At 53.5% G+C, this 16,589-nt stretch carries 9 protein-coding genes; 5 read left to right on the top strand and 4 right to left on the bottom strand.

The annotated features are described in order from the left end of the window. The first annotated feature begins 131 nt into the window (after window positions 1–131). Window positions 132–764: an RNA polymerase sigma factor gene (locus LOC67_RS19940; RefSeq protein WP_230264518.1), complete on the top strand. Its 633-nt coding sequence runs from the start codon at window positions 132–134 to the stop codon at window positions 762–764. Between the two features lie 68 nt (window positions 765–832). Then, on the top strand, window positions 833–1,609 hold the full coding sequence (locus LOC67_RS19945; RefSeq protein WP_230264520.1) for a hypothetical protein: 777 nt from the start codon (window positions 833–835) through the stop codon (window positions 1,607–1,609). A gap of 50 nt (window positions 1,610–1,659) precedes the next feature. On the opposite strand, the gene LOC67_RS19950 is transcribed toward LOC67_RS19945, so the two are convergent. From LOC67_RS19950 to LOC67_RS19960, 4 genes are all read right to left on the bottom strand, one after another. Continuing rightward, complete coding sequence (locus tag LOC67_RS19950) at window positions 1,660–2,133, bottom strand: GNAT family N-acetyltransferase (RefSeq protein ID WP_230264522.1); 474 nt, start codon at window positions 2,131–2,133, stop codon at window positions 1,660–1,662. 170 nt (window positions 2,134–2,303) lie between these two features. Further along, window positions 2,304–2,522 (bottom strand): BON domain-containing protein, encoded by a 219-nt coding sequence (locus LOC67_RS27775; protein WP_410001162.1) that lies wholly within the window; start codon window positions 2,520–2,522, stop codon window positions 2,304–2,306. A gap of 474 nt (window positions 2,523–2,996) precedes the next feature. After that, entirely contained in the window at window positions 2,997–3,287 is a 291-nt protein-coding gene (locus tag LOC67_RS19955; RefSeq protein WP_230264524.1) for a hypothetical protein, read from the bottom strand. Between the two features lie 42 nt (window positions 3,288–3,329). Next, a complete protein-coding gene (locus LOC67_RS19960; protein WP_230264526.1) occupies window positions 3,330–4,517 on the bottom strand; it encodes a S49 family peptidase in 1,188 nt (395 codons plus the stop codon). Between the two features lie 78 nt (window positions 4,518–4,595). Between LOC67_RS19960 and LOC67_RS19965 the strand changes: the two genes are divergently transcribed. The 3 genes from LOC67_RS19965 to LOC67_RS19975 all read left to right on the top strand — a co-directional run bounded on the left by LOC67_RS19965 (window position 4,596) and on the right by LOC67_RS19975 (window position 16,584). Continuing rightward, a complete protein-coding gene (locus LOC67_RS19965; protein WP_230264528.1) occupies window positions 4,596–5,783 on the top strand; it encodes an ABC transporter permease in 1,188 nt (395 codons plus the stop codon). 189 nt (window positions 5,784–5,972) lie between these two features. Then, the gene (locus LOC67_RS19970) at window positions 5,973–12,506 is read left to right on the top strand and encodes a type I polyketide synthase (protein WP_230264530.1); all 6,534 of its coding nucleotides are present in this window, start codon (window positions 5,973–5,975) and stop codon (window positions 12,504–12,506) included. After that, a complete protein-coding gene (locus tag LOC67_RS19975) occupies window positions 12,499–16,584 on the top strand; it encodes a non-ribosomal peptide synthetase (RefSeq protein ID WP_230264532.1) in 4,086 nt (1,361 codons plus the stop codon). The genes LOC67_RS19970 and LOC67_RS19975 overlap by 8 nt, the downstream gene beginning before the upstream one ends. The last annotated feature ends 5 nt before the right edge of the window (window positions 16,585–16,589 follow it).

A 16,589-nucleotide genomic window follows, 5' to 3' on the forward strand; every position in this document is an offset into this window, starting at 1 on the left:
GCTGTGCGAACCGCAGACATTTGATCGCTTCACGCGGACGAACGAGAAAGCGGTGGTTCCGTATGGGGGGCGTTTTCCGGCGGACGCAGCGGTCGTCAACCATTCTCCACGATTCATCTGGAAATTCTACAATGTCTGACGGTTCGGATTGTGAATTGATCGATCGGGTCAAAAACAAAGATGAGGCAGCTTTGGCCGCCTACATGCAAGAAAACCATGCTCAGCTGTGTGGCTTTGTTCGTTCAATTACCGGCGAACACCTGTTGGCGATGGTCGAGGTCGATGATTTGGTCCAAGACATTGCCGCGACTGCGTTGACCAGCCTTTCCACCGCGCCGCTTGACCAATATTCCCCGATGGATTGGCTGCAGCAGCTGGCACGCCGACGTGTTGTTGATGCCCATCGATTTCACTTCGATGCGCAGCGGAGAGATGCCAACCGGCAACAGTCACTCAATGCGCCAAGCGGAAATAGCTCATCCGGAGATTCGTCGGGTGGTCTGGAACAGTTGTTGTCGGCAAGCATGACTAGTCCCAGTGCTGTCTACAGTCGCGACGTTCGAATGATGCGAATGCAAGAAGCGGTCGGGACACTAAGCGAAGAACAGCAGCAAGCGATTCAGATGCGGTACGCTGAGGGGCTTCCAACGAAAAAGATCGCCGAAAAGTTGGGCAAGACCGACGTCGCGATTCGTGTTTTGCTTTCGCGGAGCATGCGACAGCTCGAAAAGATCCTTGAAGACGTGCGGCCGACTCGGAATTGAATCTTCGTTCTTAATAGAGAACCAATAGCGAGTCGCAGACGAACCAAACAACAAGCCTATCGGAAACCATGATGAAGTTGACATCGACAGTGTTGCTGCTGCTTTTCCTTGCATGCGGAATGACAACAGCAACTGCAGAATGCAAACAAGAATGGAAAAACGCAACCGCCTGGGGACATGTTGATGCCGCCGGCAGCAAAGTCTCGCTATATGTCAAAGAGTCTCCCGAGAACGGATTTGTTTCGATTCCTCGTTTGAACAATCGCCTCAAAACGGTCAAAGCGGAAGGCTATGAAGGTGAGCTGAAATTCGTACCTGAAATCGATCATTGGCGCATCTTCGTTCCCGAAGACCTGTCACTTCCAGCGACGATTGAGGTCGAGTTGGTCGAAGCGATTCGGCTTTGTGATCAGCCGTTGATGGTGAAGCCAACTGCCGAAGGGAAACTGATTCTGCCCGCCCATCATGCTGAAACCAAAGGCGACAAACTTCGTTTCGAGCCGCAGCCACATAAGAACACGATCGGGTATTGGACCGTTCCGTCGGACACCGCGACTTGGCATTTCGAAGTCGGGAAGCTATCGGACTTTGACGTTATCGTTCACCAAGGATGTGGAAAGGGGCAAGGTGGTAGCGACGTCGAATTTACCGTGACATCGCTATCGGATACCTCCAGCCAATCATTCCCGTTAAAGATCCAAGATACGGGGCACTTTCAGAATTTCGTACCGAGGTCGATTGGGCATATCAAACTGGCGCCAGGCAAATACACACTGACAGTGAGCTGTAAATCCCTCGCCAAAAATGCTGTCTGTGATATCCGGCAAGTTGTCCTGCAGAACTAAGCGGTGTTCGATCTTCAATTCTGGAAAAAGTCGCGGCGCCCTGATCGAAATTAGGCAAGCTCGCCGCTTGCGCTTGAATCGTTCAGCGTCTTGGTCAAAAAGAACTTGGTGTGGTTAAAAGAGTCCCAGTCGGGAATTCGCCCTGCGATTTGATAGCCACACCGGGTGTAGAAGTTTGGGCTTTGAAATTCCATCGTGTCGACGAAGGAGTATTCGCATCCTCGACGATGGGCTTCTTTTTCAGCGGCACCTAATAGCAGTCGCCCAATGCCTCGCCGACGCGAGCATTCTTTGACCGCCATGATTTCGATGCGTAACCACTTTAGAGAGGTTGATCCGATCAAACCGCCGACGAGCTCTTGATCGTTTGAGTAGACCGTGACAAAAAGTGGACGCGCTTGATTTTCTTCTCTTTCAGTCGCGGTCCACCAATCGCCGTTTTCCGCTTGGTTGAACTCACGAAGCCATTGAAAAATGATCGATTGCTCGCCAGGCGTGATTGCGTCACGTGTCTGCTGCTTCATGACATCACGCAGTGTATGCGTTGAAGCTGTGTATGTGTTGATGCAGTGCGTGCGTCGTACCTAAGCCCTATTGAAGAACGCTCTGCTTTGCGATTGGTACGGACTGAGACGGCGATGAAGCCGTGCGCACGTTAGTAGAGAGCAATCGCAAATGATTGGTTCGCAGCCTGTTAGCGGCTGACTTTTATTTCCAGCGAAATTGTGACAACGCCAGGGACCAACCGAGCTGCCACGCCTGCAAGTTGGGCATCTTCACGTGAAGGGGCACGTCCATGAAGCACGTATTTTCCTTCGTCATTGGTGCACTTGAGGTCTGATATCGACGCCACGCGGAGGACAGAGGATTCAACTTTTCGGCAAATGTCGTCAACAGTTGGGTTGGATATCACTTCAGTGCAAACTTGTTGGAGATTATCAGGTAGGTAGCGAGCAAGCTCGACGAATCGTGGTGCGAGACCAGTTGTTAAGTCAGAAAAACATCGAGGCCGGGGTTTCTACACACCGCTGGGCTTCGAGCAACGTTCTTCACATTTTGGCAGATTTCGAAATGGGCTTGTTCAACAGCCTCGTCGTCGAGGCAGGTGGGGTGGACGCGATCAATGATCTTGTCACACCAATGAGATGGGGGTTCCCACCACCGAGGTACTTACTTAGGAGTGAACTCGTGACCATCTTCGGTGGGCCTCAGCGAACTCTACAACATCACGCGTACCAAAACTTTATCAACCACCAGGATGCGAACACATATTTCAAAATTTTCACCAAATTTGGGGTGGGCCGACAGCACCACAGGATGCGTTCAGAATCGAATCAGCTCCGGTGGATGTTTCGATGCTGACCAATCAGGTGGGCGTTGTGACGACTTATCGTTGTCGCCGTTGACGCCAGATGTAAACCAACATTGAACCCAGTCCCGAATATTTAAAATCGGAGTCGATCCAGTGCTCGATCACATAAAACGCAAAGTAGTACGCTCGGCAACAGCTCCATATACAGGTTGCAAGAATCAAGACATCCCGCCACTCGCTCAATCGAGTAATCAGCAGAACACCCGACAATCCGCCAAGCACCACGAATAGCACCGCTTTAAAAACGATCCACTTAGCATTGGGGAGGTCGTCAAATAGCCCCAGCGGCTGACGCGATTCGCTCATCGATTCAAATCGATCCGATGTGGTGTGGGAAGGCACCTCTCGCTACAGCGAAGATGCCAATGAAGGATCCGATTGCCACATGTACAAGAATGTTGGCATCGAACTTCGATCGAGTCCCGGAACTTTGATTGGGAACAAGGTTGGCATGACTGCGCCATCTGACATACTGTCCAACACCGTGTAGGCATGATCCTGGCGACGACGATACAGCACGACTGGCGCATTCGCGTCGATGTTGGCGAGTTGGCATACATGCATGATCGCTTCATCAATGTAGCCGACTTCATCAACCAAGCCGACGTCGACGCATTGGCTTCCCGCAAAGACACTGCCGTCGGTCCATTGTTCTTGGTTGTTCGCCATGGTCGGTCGTCGGCTTTGTATGCGATCGATAAACCGTTGGTGAAACGATTGTGCGATGTCACGAAGCATTGTTTCTTCTTCGATCGCGATCGGTCGTTCAGGCGTACCGGCGTCGATTTTCTGGCCACTCTTGATCGGTGTCGACAGGATGTTGAATTGCCCCATCGTGTCTTCCAAGTTGTAGACATTCAGGATCACGCCGACACCGCCGACCAAACTTGTTGGGTGGCATACGATGTAGTCACACTGCGTTGCCAAAAAGTACGCTCCGCCAGCACCGACATCCATCAGACAAGCGACGATCGGAATGGATCGGGATTCGCGTACGCGATGAATTTCTCGCGCCATCATGTCCGTCGCCGTGACACCTCCACCAGGTGAATTGATTCGCAGCACCATCGCGTGAACCGTTTTGTCAGCGATGACCGCATCGCATTTCTCGCGGAACAATGCGACGGGATTTTCGCTAGCCCCGATGAAGGCACCCGGGGAGCGGTCGACGAGGACGCCATCGACATCCAGGATGGCGACTTTGGATTTAGAGTTTTTCTTACCGGAGACTTCGATCGCGCGAAGCGCACTATCCCGTTTGTCGCCCGCCATCGAAATCTCGGTCCGAAGGCTGCCATCGACACCCATTTTCCCGGCAAGACGCATGTCGCCGGCGATGTTTCCGGACATGCTCACTTTGCCGTCGTGCTTTAAAACACGATCTCGGACAACGCAACCACAGCAGCAGTGCAGCAGGATGACCGCAACGATTAAATAGCTCGTTCCCGCTTTACCCGCTCGGTCTGTGCCCTGTCGTGCAAACCTGGAGCAAATCCATTCACGGCGTGATTCATGTGACTGGATTGGTGACGGCATTGGGTTAGGTATCGAAAGAGAATCGACAAGGAAGGCTGAATCGGACAAACTGCGGTTACCTAATGACTGAATGGTCGCTTGTCATCCTTCCCAACCTGGTGTGGCAAGACCAATCCGCTGACAATGCCAGAAAAAATGCATTTTCACACGCTTGTGTTTCGAAATTTGTCACGCCGGTTCGCTCGAACTCTGCTGACACTGATTGCACTTTCGGTTGCCGTCGCTTCCGTTGTTGCATTGCGAGGAATCGCTGCGGGGTTCACACAGTCGTTTGCGGACATCTATCGATCGCATTCGGTCGATGTCGTTGTTTCACGTCAGGGCACGGCAGATCGACTGAGCAGCAGCGTTGCTGAAGAGTTCATTGGACGCATCGCTGATCTGGACGGTGTTGATCGATCCGCGGGAGTTTTGTTGGAAACGCTCTCTCTGGAAGACCAGCAGGTGTTCGGCATTCCAACGATGGGGATCGAATCAGGCAGCTGGTTGCGCGAAGACTATCAGTGGGTGGAATCCGTCGAGATCAATGATGCGACGACCAAACGACTTTCGTTGGGATCCAACTTGGCCAGCCGAGTCGGCTTGTCCGCCGGTGACACGGCGATGATCTTTGAAGAGCCATATGTTGTCGCTGGCATCTTCAAGAGTCAGAGCGTTTGGGAAAACGGTTCGATGATCATTCCACTAAAGCAGCTACAAGCGTTGACCGATCGAAGCGGCCAAGTCACCTACATCAATGTCGTTTTGGATCCAAAGTTATCGTCAAGCCAAGCGAGCGATGTCGTCGCCGCGATCGAGAATCTTGATGATCGTCTGAACGCATTGCCAACCGAGGAGTTTGTCGGAAGCGATACTCGGATGAAACTTGCATCGGCAATGGCATGGATGACTTCGGTGATCGCATTGGCGATCGGGGCTATCGGGACGCTCAATACGATGATGACCAGTGTGTTGGAGCGAACACGAGAAATCGGCGTGCTGCGAGCGGTAGGATGGACTCGCTTTCGCATCATTCGGATGATCTTGGCCGAATCCTGTGTGCTGGCATTGGTGGCGTCAGCAGTCGGTTGCGGGCTCGCCTACATCACCTGTGCTGGGCTGAGCCGTCATCCTGCGGCAAGCGGAGTCTTAGCACCCGCGATTGGCCCGAGCACGATCCTCGAAGGCGTGCTGTTAGCGGTCGCGATCGGTTTGGCTGGCGCGATTTTTCCTGCTTTCCGAGCCGCATCGGTTTCGCCAACCTTGGCGCTTGGTGCAGCGGACTAGGCGTTTTCGAAAACTTTTGGCCAGTCCTTCTGAACGGCGAAATGGTGCCGAATCGATACCTCCACAATCTGCGAGGATTTAGCGATTGGTTAAACTGCGCTAGCTTGCCAGCCAGCTACACCTATTGAATCACCAACAGCGGAATGGACGACGCTAAGTTTTGCATCTTTTGAAAGGTCAACGATCGAAGTGGGCGACGTCTATCAACCTATTGCAATTATTGGACTTGGCTGCCGTTTTCCCGGTGGATGTGATAGCCCGGAACAATATTGGGACTTGTTAAGCGGTGGTCGAGAAGCGATCAGCATGACGCCCGCGGATCGCTGGTCACTTGAAAAGTTTTATTGCGGAGGACGCGCCCGGCCCGGGAAGACCCAGAGCCGTTGGGGGGGCTACGTCCGGGACATCGACCGTTTCGATCCGGAACTGTTTCGAATTTCACCACGCGAAGCCTCGGCAATGGATCCGCAGCAACGGATGTTGTTGGAAACAGCTTATCGGGCTGCCGAAGATGCTGGCGTTCCGATAACCAAACTGGCTGGTCGCAATGTCTCAGTTCACGTCGGGATCAGCAGCATCGATTATTCGGTCGCCGCGCTGAGCGCACAAGATCGCGCCGTGATCGGCCCGTATAGCAATACAGGCGGCAGCAGCAGTATCGCCGCGAACCGAATCTCTTACTGCTTTGATTTGCGCGGCGAAAGTCTTGCGATCGACACGGCATGTTCGTCATCCTTGATTGCCGTTCACCTCGCCTGCGAAAGCTTGCAAGACTCCGAAAATGAACTGGCATTCGCCGGGGGCGTCAACGCGCTATTGTTGCCAGACTTTTATGTCGCCTTCAGCCAATTGGGTGTCTTGTCACCTGATGGGCGTTGTAAAACCTTCGACGCATCGGCCAATGGCTATGTGCGTAGCGAAGGAGCCGGAATGGTATTGCTAAAGCGGCTTGAGGATGCGGTCAAAGACGGTGATCAGATCTATGCCGTGATTCGTGGCTCGGCCACCAATCAAGATGGGCGTACCGAAGGCCTGACCGTTCCCAGCGGCGAAGCTCAAGCCTCGCTGATCCGCAAGACCATGCAACGCGCCGGTATCGATGCGGCGGACGTCAGCTATGTCGAAGCCCACGGAACTGGGACTTCCGTCGGGGATCCGATCGAAGCCTTTGCAATCGGCAGTTGCTATGGTGACTCCAGCGGGACGCCTTGCACGATTGGCAGCGTTAAAACGAACATCGGTCACTTGGAAGCCGGAGCCGGAATTGCCAGCGTGATCAAGGTCGCATTGGCGATCAAGCAACAAACGATTCCTGCCCATTTGAACTTCGCGACACCCAACCCCGCGATCGACTTTGATGGGCTGGGGCTGACGGTCCCAAAGCAGACGCAGCAATGGCAATATGAAGGTATAAAAGCTGCCGGTATCAACGGCTTCGGCTATGGCGGCGCGAACGCCCATTTGATTCTTAGCGAACCGACTTCAATCGAAGTTGTTCAAAATGGCGAAGTCCCTGCGGTTGCCAGCGTTAATAGTTCGACAGCGAGTGACTACCACTGTTTGCCGATATCCGGACACAGCACCGGCGCGCTGACTGAGACTGCAGGTCGTTGGGCAAGCTATCTTGCAACGGGTGATGCATCTCTTGAATCAGTCGTCTCAACTGCATGGAACCGACGAACGCATCATGCGTTTCGAGCTGCCGCGGTGGCTCAAGATCGTGATGGTCTGATCGCACAATTGCGACAGATTGAAACTGATCCCGACGGTGCAGTCGTCGAGGTCAACCGATCGCTGAATCATTCTGCGGTGCCCAAGGTTGCCTTCGTCTGCAGCGGTCAAGGGCCGCAGTGGTGGGCGATGGGTCGGCAGATGCTGCAGATTTGCAAACCATTTTCCGATGTCATCGATCAGTGCGACCGAGAATTCGCAAAGCATGTTGATTGGTCACTCCGCACGGAATTGTTGCGTTCAGAAGATCAATCTCGGATGCAGCAAACTTCGATCGCCCAACCTGCGCTGTATGCGATTCAGATCGCACTCGCAGCGGTCTGGGAAGACGCCGGTGTGAGACCTGATCTTGTTGTCGGACACAGTGTTGGTGAAATCGCGGCCGCGTATTTATCAGGGGCTTTATCGTTTGCCGATGCGGCCACGGTGGCCGTCCACCGTGGCCGAACGATGGATCTTGCGACCAGTCGCGGGGCAATGATTGCGGTCGGACTAAGCGAAAAAGAAGTGCAGCCGTATCTGTTGGGAAAAGAGGATCAGATTTCAATCGCGGCAATCAACGGTCCGACATCGTTGACGCTTTCGGGATGCAAACTTGCGGTCGAAGAATTGGCGTCGCAGCTTGATCAAAGCAATGTGTTCTGCCGTCAACTGAAGGTCGAATATGCCTTTCACAGTCCGCTTGTCGACCCTGTTCGAGATGAACTGTTACAGTCACTTGCTGCAATTAAGCCGGTTGAAAATCGCTGTCCTATGATCAGCACCGTTACCGGACGGCTGATCCAAGGCAGCAAACTTGATGCGAATTACTGGTGGGACAACGTTCGCCAGCCCGTCTATTTTGCTGACGCGATGGAGACAATGGTCGACGCGGGCATTCAGTTTGCCATCGAGCTTGGGCCGCACCCGGTCCTCGCCTACGCGATCGACGAATGTTACGCAGCACACAATGCGACTTGCGTGACCGTCCCATCGCTTAATCGAAAAGAAGACGACTTAAAACAATTTGCCAAGTCCAAAGGAGAGCTCTTTAAAGCCGGGTTCCCTGCTAGCCTCTTCCCTGGCAGCCTCGCCGGCGAATCCAGTCGTCCATTCCATACGACAAAGCTGCCTTCGCTAGCGATGGTGCCTCGACGATTGTGGTTGGAGTCTGTGGAATCGCGTTCGATGCGAACAGGAGACCATTGGGACGCCGTTCTCGGAAACCGCTGCGATGATCGGCTTCCGACATGGCAGTTGCGAATCGACTTTGAACATCAAACGATCCTCGCCGATCACAAGGTTGGTCAGTCGTGTGTGCTTCCAGCCGCCGCCCTGTTGCGTCTTTGTGTGGCTGTCGGGCAACAAGTTCACCCAGATCTGCTATGCACCATCGCGAACTTTCAGATGGAAGGTGCGTGTCTGTTGTCGAGCGATCAGCCGCAGCGATTACAGACACAGTATGATCCTGACCGTCGGCGGATCACGATCTCTCGAAGCGATGTTGAACAACACGAATGGCATGTCATCGCGACGGCGGACTTGTGCGTCTCGTTGATCGAAACGAAAGAGCGGCCGCAGTCGGCGGACTTGTTGCGTCAGTCGTTGCCCGAGACGATTTCCGCCGAACACCTTTACAATCACTGTGAAAACCTGGGTTTGAAATACGATCACGCATTTCGCGGCGTGGTCGACGCGACCCGAGAAGACCGACACGCGATCGCGAAAATTAAGTTGCCTCGCGAACGAGAACCCGGCGATCAAAACGATGTCTTTTCGGTCGAGGCTTCGCTGCTTGACTGCTGTTTTCACGCGATGGTCATTGCCGACCCCGCCTTTGACGACCCGTCAGGCGGACTGTATCTGCCCAGCAAGATTGCTTCAGTTGATGTCTTTTCACGAATCGAATCTGACTTGGTCGCGGTTGCTCGTATTCGAAGCAAAAATCAATACCGAATGGTGGCAGACCTCGCGATCTACAACGCTGCGGGACGTCGGATCGCCAGTGTCCATGGTTTTGAAAGTGTCCGCGTTTCGGGGACAGAGCACGGTGATTCGACAAGCGAATTGTTGTATCGATATTGCTGGAAGCCGGCCGAGAAAGGCGACTCAGAAAACTACTTGGTCGGACGCAAGTGGCTGCTGTTTTCTGACCTAAGTGGGTTGGCAAGTCAGATCGTCGATCAGTTACCAGCAGATGATCGAGTCATTACGGTGCAGCACGGTACGGCCTTCAAAAGGCTGGGTGACGACGCATTCATCATCGACCCCGAAGATCGAAATCACTTTGACCGGCTGCTGGCCGATGTCGGTGAAGACGTGACCGATGTGGTTTACTTTTGGGGCGTTGATGTCCCTGAGAACGCCGAACTTGATTCCAACGTGCTGGAAAAGTCCACGGTACTAACCTCGTTGGCTCCACTGCACCTTTCCGCCGCTTGGCAGCAAGCACTCGATGGTGGGGAACAAAGCTCAGGGGCTCGATTGACCGTCATCACCAACGGAGCTCAGCCAACCGATCAAAACACAGACTCGATCGTTGTCGCGGCAGGGCCTTTGATTGGTATGACGCGTGTGATCGCCAGCGAGGTCTCGCGACTGACAACGCGTCTGGTCGATCTAGATCTATCTTCGAAACGCTACCGAGAAGATTTAGTTGATGAACTGATTTGTCGAACCGACCGCGAAGACGAAGTGATGTACCGTGACTCGATTCGGTGGGTGCGACGTTTCGAACCTGCTGGCAAGCTTCCGTTACGACCGGAAAGTCTCGCTCGTCAGCGCAGCAAATTACAACGTGGCGATTCTGCATCGATCGATCAATTGCACTATCGATCTGATAAGCAAGTTGATCTGGCGGCTGACGAACTTGAAATCGAAGTCGCCGCGGCGGGATTAAATTTCAGTGACGTGATGAAGGCACTCGATCTGTATCCGGGGCTACCGGACGGACCGCCTATCCTGGGCGCCGAATGCAGTGGACGCGTCATTCGCATCGGATCGGAGGTCGGCGATTTTAAGGTCGGCGATGAAGTGATCGCTGTCGCTCCCGGTTCGTTCGCGACCCATGTCCAAGTGAAGCAAGATCTGGTTGCAGCCAAGCCGACTCGGCTATCCCACGCCGAGGCTGCTGCATTGCCGATCGCGTTTTTGACCGCCGAGTACGCACTGAATGATCTTGCCCGAATCAGGGCCGGCGAAAAGGTTTTGATTCATTCCGCTAGCGGTGGGGTCGGCTTGGCGGGCATGCAATTGGCAAATTTGTGTGGGGCAAGGATTTTTGCGACCGCCGGTACGGATGAGAAACGGGACCATGTGCTCAAACAAGGTGCCGAGATGGTGATGGATTCGCGTTCGCTTCAATTTGCCCGACAGATTCAGGAAAAGACGCGTGGCGACGGCGTCGACGTCATCTTGAATTCCTTGCCGGGAGAAGCGATTCGTCAGGGCTTGTCGGTCCTGTCGATCGGCGGACGATTCCTAGAGATCGGCAAACGAGACATTTATTCCGATGCGCCGCTCGGAATGCTTCCACTTCGCAACAACCTGTCGTTCCTGGCGATCGATCTGGATCAGTTGATCCGGCATCAACCGAAACGACTGGGAGCGATGTTGCGGAGCTTGGTAGATCGCTTCGAAAGCGGCGAACTGCAGCCGTTGCCCATAAAAGTGTTCGAAGCGGACGAGACCGACCAAGCGTTCCGGTTCATGCAGCAAGCGAAGCATATCGGGAAGGTTGTCATCGATTACCAAGCGGAGCCATCACGTGTCTTTGCTAAACCGGGCAATACGGTGTCTTTCAAATCGGATCGCACCTATTGGATCGCCGGTGGGATGGGCGGATTTGGGCTACGAGTCGCACAGTGGCTAGCCGAGAATGGTGCGAAACATCTGGTGCTTGGCGGTCGCAGTCAATCGTTGAACCCAGATGTACGACGACAAGTCGCTGAGATCGAATCGAAATATGGCGTGAAAGTCACGCACAAGCCCGTCGACCTGTCAGACGCGAAAGCATTGCGGTTGGTCGCTCAAGAAATCAGCAGCCAAATGCCACCACTCGCTGGTGTTTTTCATACCGCGATGGTTTTGGAAGACCGACTGTTGGCAGACTTAGATCGACCAACTCTGGAACGTGTTTTACGTCCCAAGGTTCAAGGTGGTTGGAACCTGCACGAGATCGCAAGCGAATACGAACTTGACTACTTCGTTTTGTTTTCGTCGCTTTCAAGTGTGTTCGGCCATGCAGGGCAAGCGAACTACTCAGCCGCAAATGCATTTCTAGATTCGCTGGCACACCACCGGCGGTTTATTGGGATGCACGGTGTCGCAATCAATTGGGGGCACGTCGGCGAAGTTGGCTATCTTGCGGCGCGCGACGAACTCAGTCAACGCTTGGAACGACAGGGGGTGATGACTTTCTCTGCAGATGAGGCGATGTCTTGTTTGCAACATGCCCTGGCAGAAGATGTGACGGATCAAAGCGTCTTGCGAATGGATTGGACAAAGTGGCGTGGCCTCGGTTTGACCGGCGACGTTTCGCTTCGATTTTCACATCTATTGCAAGGCAAAGCCGATGGCCTCAAAAACCTTAACCGTCTGGCAACCATCGATGAGATTCGTGAAGCTGATCCAGGTGACCGACAAAGCCTGATCGAAGCGGTAATTGGCAACAAGGCGGCGATCTTATTGGGGATCGCAGCCGAAGAATTGCCCTGGGACCGGCCGCTATTGAACTTGGGTCTGGATTCGCTAATGGCGGTGGAAATGCGAAATTGGATCGAAAGTCGGCTGCAAATTGATATGCCGATTGCCGATTTGATGCGGGCCGAAGGTTTGAATGACCTGGCGCTAAAAGCGCTAACTGCGTTCAATGGTGGCGTCGATGAAGTACCTTCGTCGGAAACGACAACACAGGAATTGCTCGATCAGCTACCGTCGATGAGTGACGAATCGGTTGACGAACTTTTGGCGAAGATGCTTAGCGAATCCGAAGGTGGGCTCGGCGGTGGTTGAACGACTCGATGAACTATCGGGATCTGAAAAGCGTGAATTGCTGGAGCGTTTGCTAAAAGAGAAAGCCGCGCGGGCTGCCTTGGCGGCAGCGCCAAAACAGTTCCCGCAATCGATCGGGCAACAAGGGCTGTGGTTCGCTTTCCGACGCAATCCTAGTTCGACTGAATCAAACGTTTTCTTTCCGTCACGTTTTCGTTCGAAAATCGACTTGGGTTTGCTTCGTCAATCGATCGAAGCAATGGTGAATCGTCACGACGCGTTTCGGACGGTTTTTGATGAAGACGAAAGTGGGCTGCCAGTTCAGCGTATTCTTGAGCAACAGATCGCAGACTTTCGAATCATTGAAACACCGCATGCTGGCGAAAGCGAATTGAAGCAGTTGATGCTTGGTGAATGCCAAAGCCCATTTGATTTAACAACTGGGCCGCTCCTGCGGATAAGATGCTACCGGATTAGCGACGATGATGTCGTCGTTCTAGCTGTCACACATCACATCATTGTCGACTTTTGGTCTCTAGTCGTGATGCTTTCCGACGCCGCATCACACTACTCGTCGATTGCACGTGGAAAGACGCCGGACCTCGCGCCGGTTCAGAGCAACTACCATGAATTTGTTCGGCAGCAGTCCGATTGGATGAAAACATCGGCAGCGCAAGAAAGCCTCGCCTACTGGGAATCTGCGTTGTCGGAGTCGAGTCCGTTGCTGCGTCTGCCGATCGACTTCGAACGGCCACCGGAGGCCAGTCATCGTGCGGGCGTCGTTCCGGTTAAGTTCTCAAAGCATTTGACCGGACGAGTGCATCAGCTTGCGCGACAGTTCGGTGTGACCGAAAACTCAATCGTGCTCTCCTTGGTGCAGGTGCTTGTCGCGAAGTTCTCCGGGCAGGATCAGTTTGCGATCGGGATGCCGTTTTCGGGAAGGTTCAATCGGCAATTCGAATCTACCATCGGTTTTTTCGTCAACATGCTGCCGATTCCCGCTGACTTGGGAGACAACCCGACATTCGAGTCGTTGGCCAAGTCTGTCGGCAGGTCGTTGATCGATGCTCTTGCACATGAACGTCTGCCGTTTTCGGAAATCGTTCGGCATGTCGCGAAATCGCGAGACAATAGTCATCATCCGCTGTTTCAAGTCTCTTGCACGTTTGAAAAGTCGCATGTGAAAAGCGAACAGGGACGTGCTGGATTTTTGATTGGGGGCGATGCCCGATCCGGGATGTTCGCCGGGTTGCGACAGGAAGCCTTTCCAATTGATTTTCCAACGTGTTTGTATGATTTGGAGTTCGTTTTCGAATTTGATCAGGACCATCTACAGGGGATGATCTGCTACGCAGCGGACCTCTTTGACCCTGCAACGATTGCGTCGATGGCATCGACGCTTGAAACGTTGGCTGTTGAATTACTCGAACGCCCAACCGTTGCAGTGAAAGGTTTGGCACTTGGTTCCAAGCACAGGCCCACCATTCCATGTGAAAGCGGATCTCAACAAACCGTGTGTGAGCTGCTTAGTGAAAGCGATCATCCGATCATCGATCGGGCAAAACGATTTGGTGCCGAATTGGTTCGGATCGGTGTACGGCCCGACGAGGTCGTTCCAGTCGTTCTACCGCGAGGCGAAGATGCTTGGGTTGCGATCATCGGTTTGATGTATTCCGGAGCGGTCCCAGTGCCCTTGGATGATGCGCAACCTGCTGTTCAAGCGAGTGTGCTTTGTGATGATGCGTCAATTCGTTTTGTGATCGCAAACTCCGAATCTTCATGGGCGGATGCAGCCGACTTGCGGCGAATCGATCCAACGGACTTGGGAAAATCCGCTGCAGACCTTGAGGGTCAATTTGAACTACCCGAGGTCGTGCCAGGCCAAGCCGCCTACGTGATCTATACGTCAGGTTCGACCGGAAAACCGAAAGGCGTTGTTGTCGCGCATTCGGCCATTTGCAACACACTTCGTTGGCGTCAAAAAGATGTTTGTCTGCAAAATGAAGACCGAGTGTTGGTGTTGCTTTCACACCAATTTGATGCAGCAATGGGAATCGTCTTGTCGTCGATTCATCAGGGGGCAACGTTGGAGTTTCTTCCTGGTGAGGGGCCAATCGACCTAGATCGGCTAATGGACTTTTCTATTCGCCAACAAGTCAGTGTTCTCCCGGCTGTTCCCAGTCTGCAAGCTGCAGTCGCGGACCATTCCCGTGCTTCGGAACTCGTTTCCCTTCGACAAATTTGGTGCGGAGGGGAGACGCTGACACATGACGTGCTCGGCAAGATTCGCCGTCACTTTGCGGGAGAGTTGTGGAACTTCTATGGTCCGACCGAAGCGGCGGTTGAGGCGACGGCAGTTTCTATTGATCGTGCGGTGGATCGTCGACGCCCCATTCCGATCGGGCGACCGATTGACGGTGTTGGTGTTGATATTGTCGATGAAGGTTGTGCTGTTTTGCCCACAGGGGCGATTGGCCAAATCGCGATCTCTGGAAACGGACTTGCGTCGGGTTATCTCAATCGACCGAGCTTGACCGAACAAGCTTTTGTTCGGTTGTCGAAAATTAATGACGCAACCGGCCACGAAACACGGTTTTATCTGACTGGGGATCGGGGAAGGAAGCTGCCTGACGGTTCGATCGAATTCCTCGGACGGTTAGACAACCAAGTTAAAATATCTGGCTACCGTATCGAGATTGAAGAGGTCGAGCGTTTCATTGATGCGCTTCCCGGTGTCAATCGTTCCGCACTGATCGTGGACGACAATAATGGCCGCGTGAAGAAGCTGGTCGCGTTTGTCGAACTTGATCCTTCGGCGGATCTGCAAACAGTTAAAGACGCCGTACATGCGGGGTTACCAGCCTACAAGCGTCCATCCGCATTCGTGCAGATCGAACGTCTGCCGGTCGGAACAAGTGGAAAGGTCCTGCGAAACCAATTGGTCTACGAAGAGTCCGACCTTGATGACCAAGAAAGCACGCTTCCGGAAACGGCACTAGAGCGTTTTCTTGTGGAGGCATTCTGCGAGTCATTGCCATGTTCGACGATTGGACTGGATCAAAACTTTTTCGAATCCGGAGGTGCGTCACTTGATGCGGCGATGTTAGCAAGTCGACTCAGTCGCGACCTATCGATCAACGTTTCAAGCTCACTGTTGTTTGAGCAGTCAGACGTCCGGTCGATTGCGACACAGCTGTCTCGATTGTATCCAGATGTCATTCGAGATCGGTTTGATAGTCACTCGGTCGAAGCTGCACTGCGTGGCGATTCTGATAACGCGTCGGATTCTCTTGTCGTTCCGATGAAGTCCGGTGGAAGTCGGCCGCCGATTTTTATGATCCATCCTCCCGGCGGTATCGTGTTGTGCTATCGCGAGCTGGCCAAAGAGCTTGATTCAGAACAGCCGCTCTATGCAATTCGATCTCGAGGCTTATTCGGCGAAGAGCCTCTTCCCGAAACCATTCAGTGTCTCGCCTCGGATTATGCTCAAGAAATTGTTCACTTCTGTGGCGAGAATCATGTCGCACGGGAAGGCGTTACCGTTGGCGGTTGGTCGCTCGGTGGCGTGATGGCTTATGAAGTTGCTCGACAATTGATCGCCGATGGGATACGGGTGAATCAAATCGTGTTGCTTGACAGTACGGTACCGGAACGTTGCGATCCGGATGGCCCGCCGGCCGGAAAGGAGTACGGGCTCGAACTCTCACTGGACGACCTTGCTGCGTTGGCACCTGAAGAGCAACTGCCGTATCTCTACGATCATGCGAAGCGTCTTGGAGTGCTCGATGAATCTGAGCCTGAAGCTGTCGTACAGAAAATCATCGAGGATTTGCAGCGACTGTTCGCCCATCACGTACAAATCTGTCAGCAGACTTTGTTGGAGCCGGTCGACGTACCCTTGCTGCTATTTCGGCCTTCTGAATCGCCGGCCGAAACGGATGCACGAAAGGATCGAGGCTGGGGGCGTTGGGCTAGGGATGTCCAAGTGGAAACTGTTAGCGGGCACCACCACAGTATGGTGTCGCAGCCCGGAGCGTCCGAAATTGCAAAACGATTGACAGATCTGAAATCCCAGTCCGCGAAGCCGGAGGCAGGCTAACGGCC

This window comes from Stieleria sp. JC731, assembly GCF_020966635.1.
GTDB lineage: Bacteria > Planctomycetota > Planctomycetia > Pirellulales > Pirellulaceae > Stieleria.

Excerpts from the sequence above, each read along its gene's own strand:
- LOC67_RS19945 (WP_230264520.1), top strand. The coding sequence starts at position 833 with ATGATGAAGTTGACATCGACAGTGTTGCTGCTGCTTTTCCTTGCATGC.
- LOC67_RS19940 (WP_230264518.1), top strand. The coding sequence starts at position 132 with ATGTCTGACGGTTCGGATTGTGAATTGATCGATCGGGTCAAAAACAAA.
- LOC67_RS19960 (WP_230264526.1), bottom strand. The coding sequence starts at position 4,517 with ATGCCGTCACCAATCCAGTCACATGAATCACGCCGTGAATGGATTTGC.
- LOC67_RS19950 (WP_230264522.1), bottom strand. The coding sequence starts at position 2,133 with ATGAAGCAGCAGACACGTGACGCAATCACGCCTGGCGAGCAATCGATC.
- LOC67_RS19955 (WP_230264524.1), bottom strand. The coding sequence starts at position 3,287 with ATGAGCGAATCGCGTCAGCCGCTGGGGCTATTTGACGACCTCCCCAAT.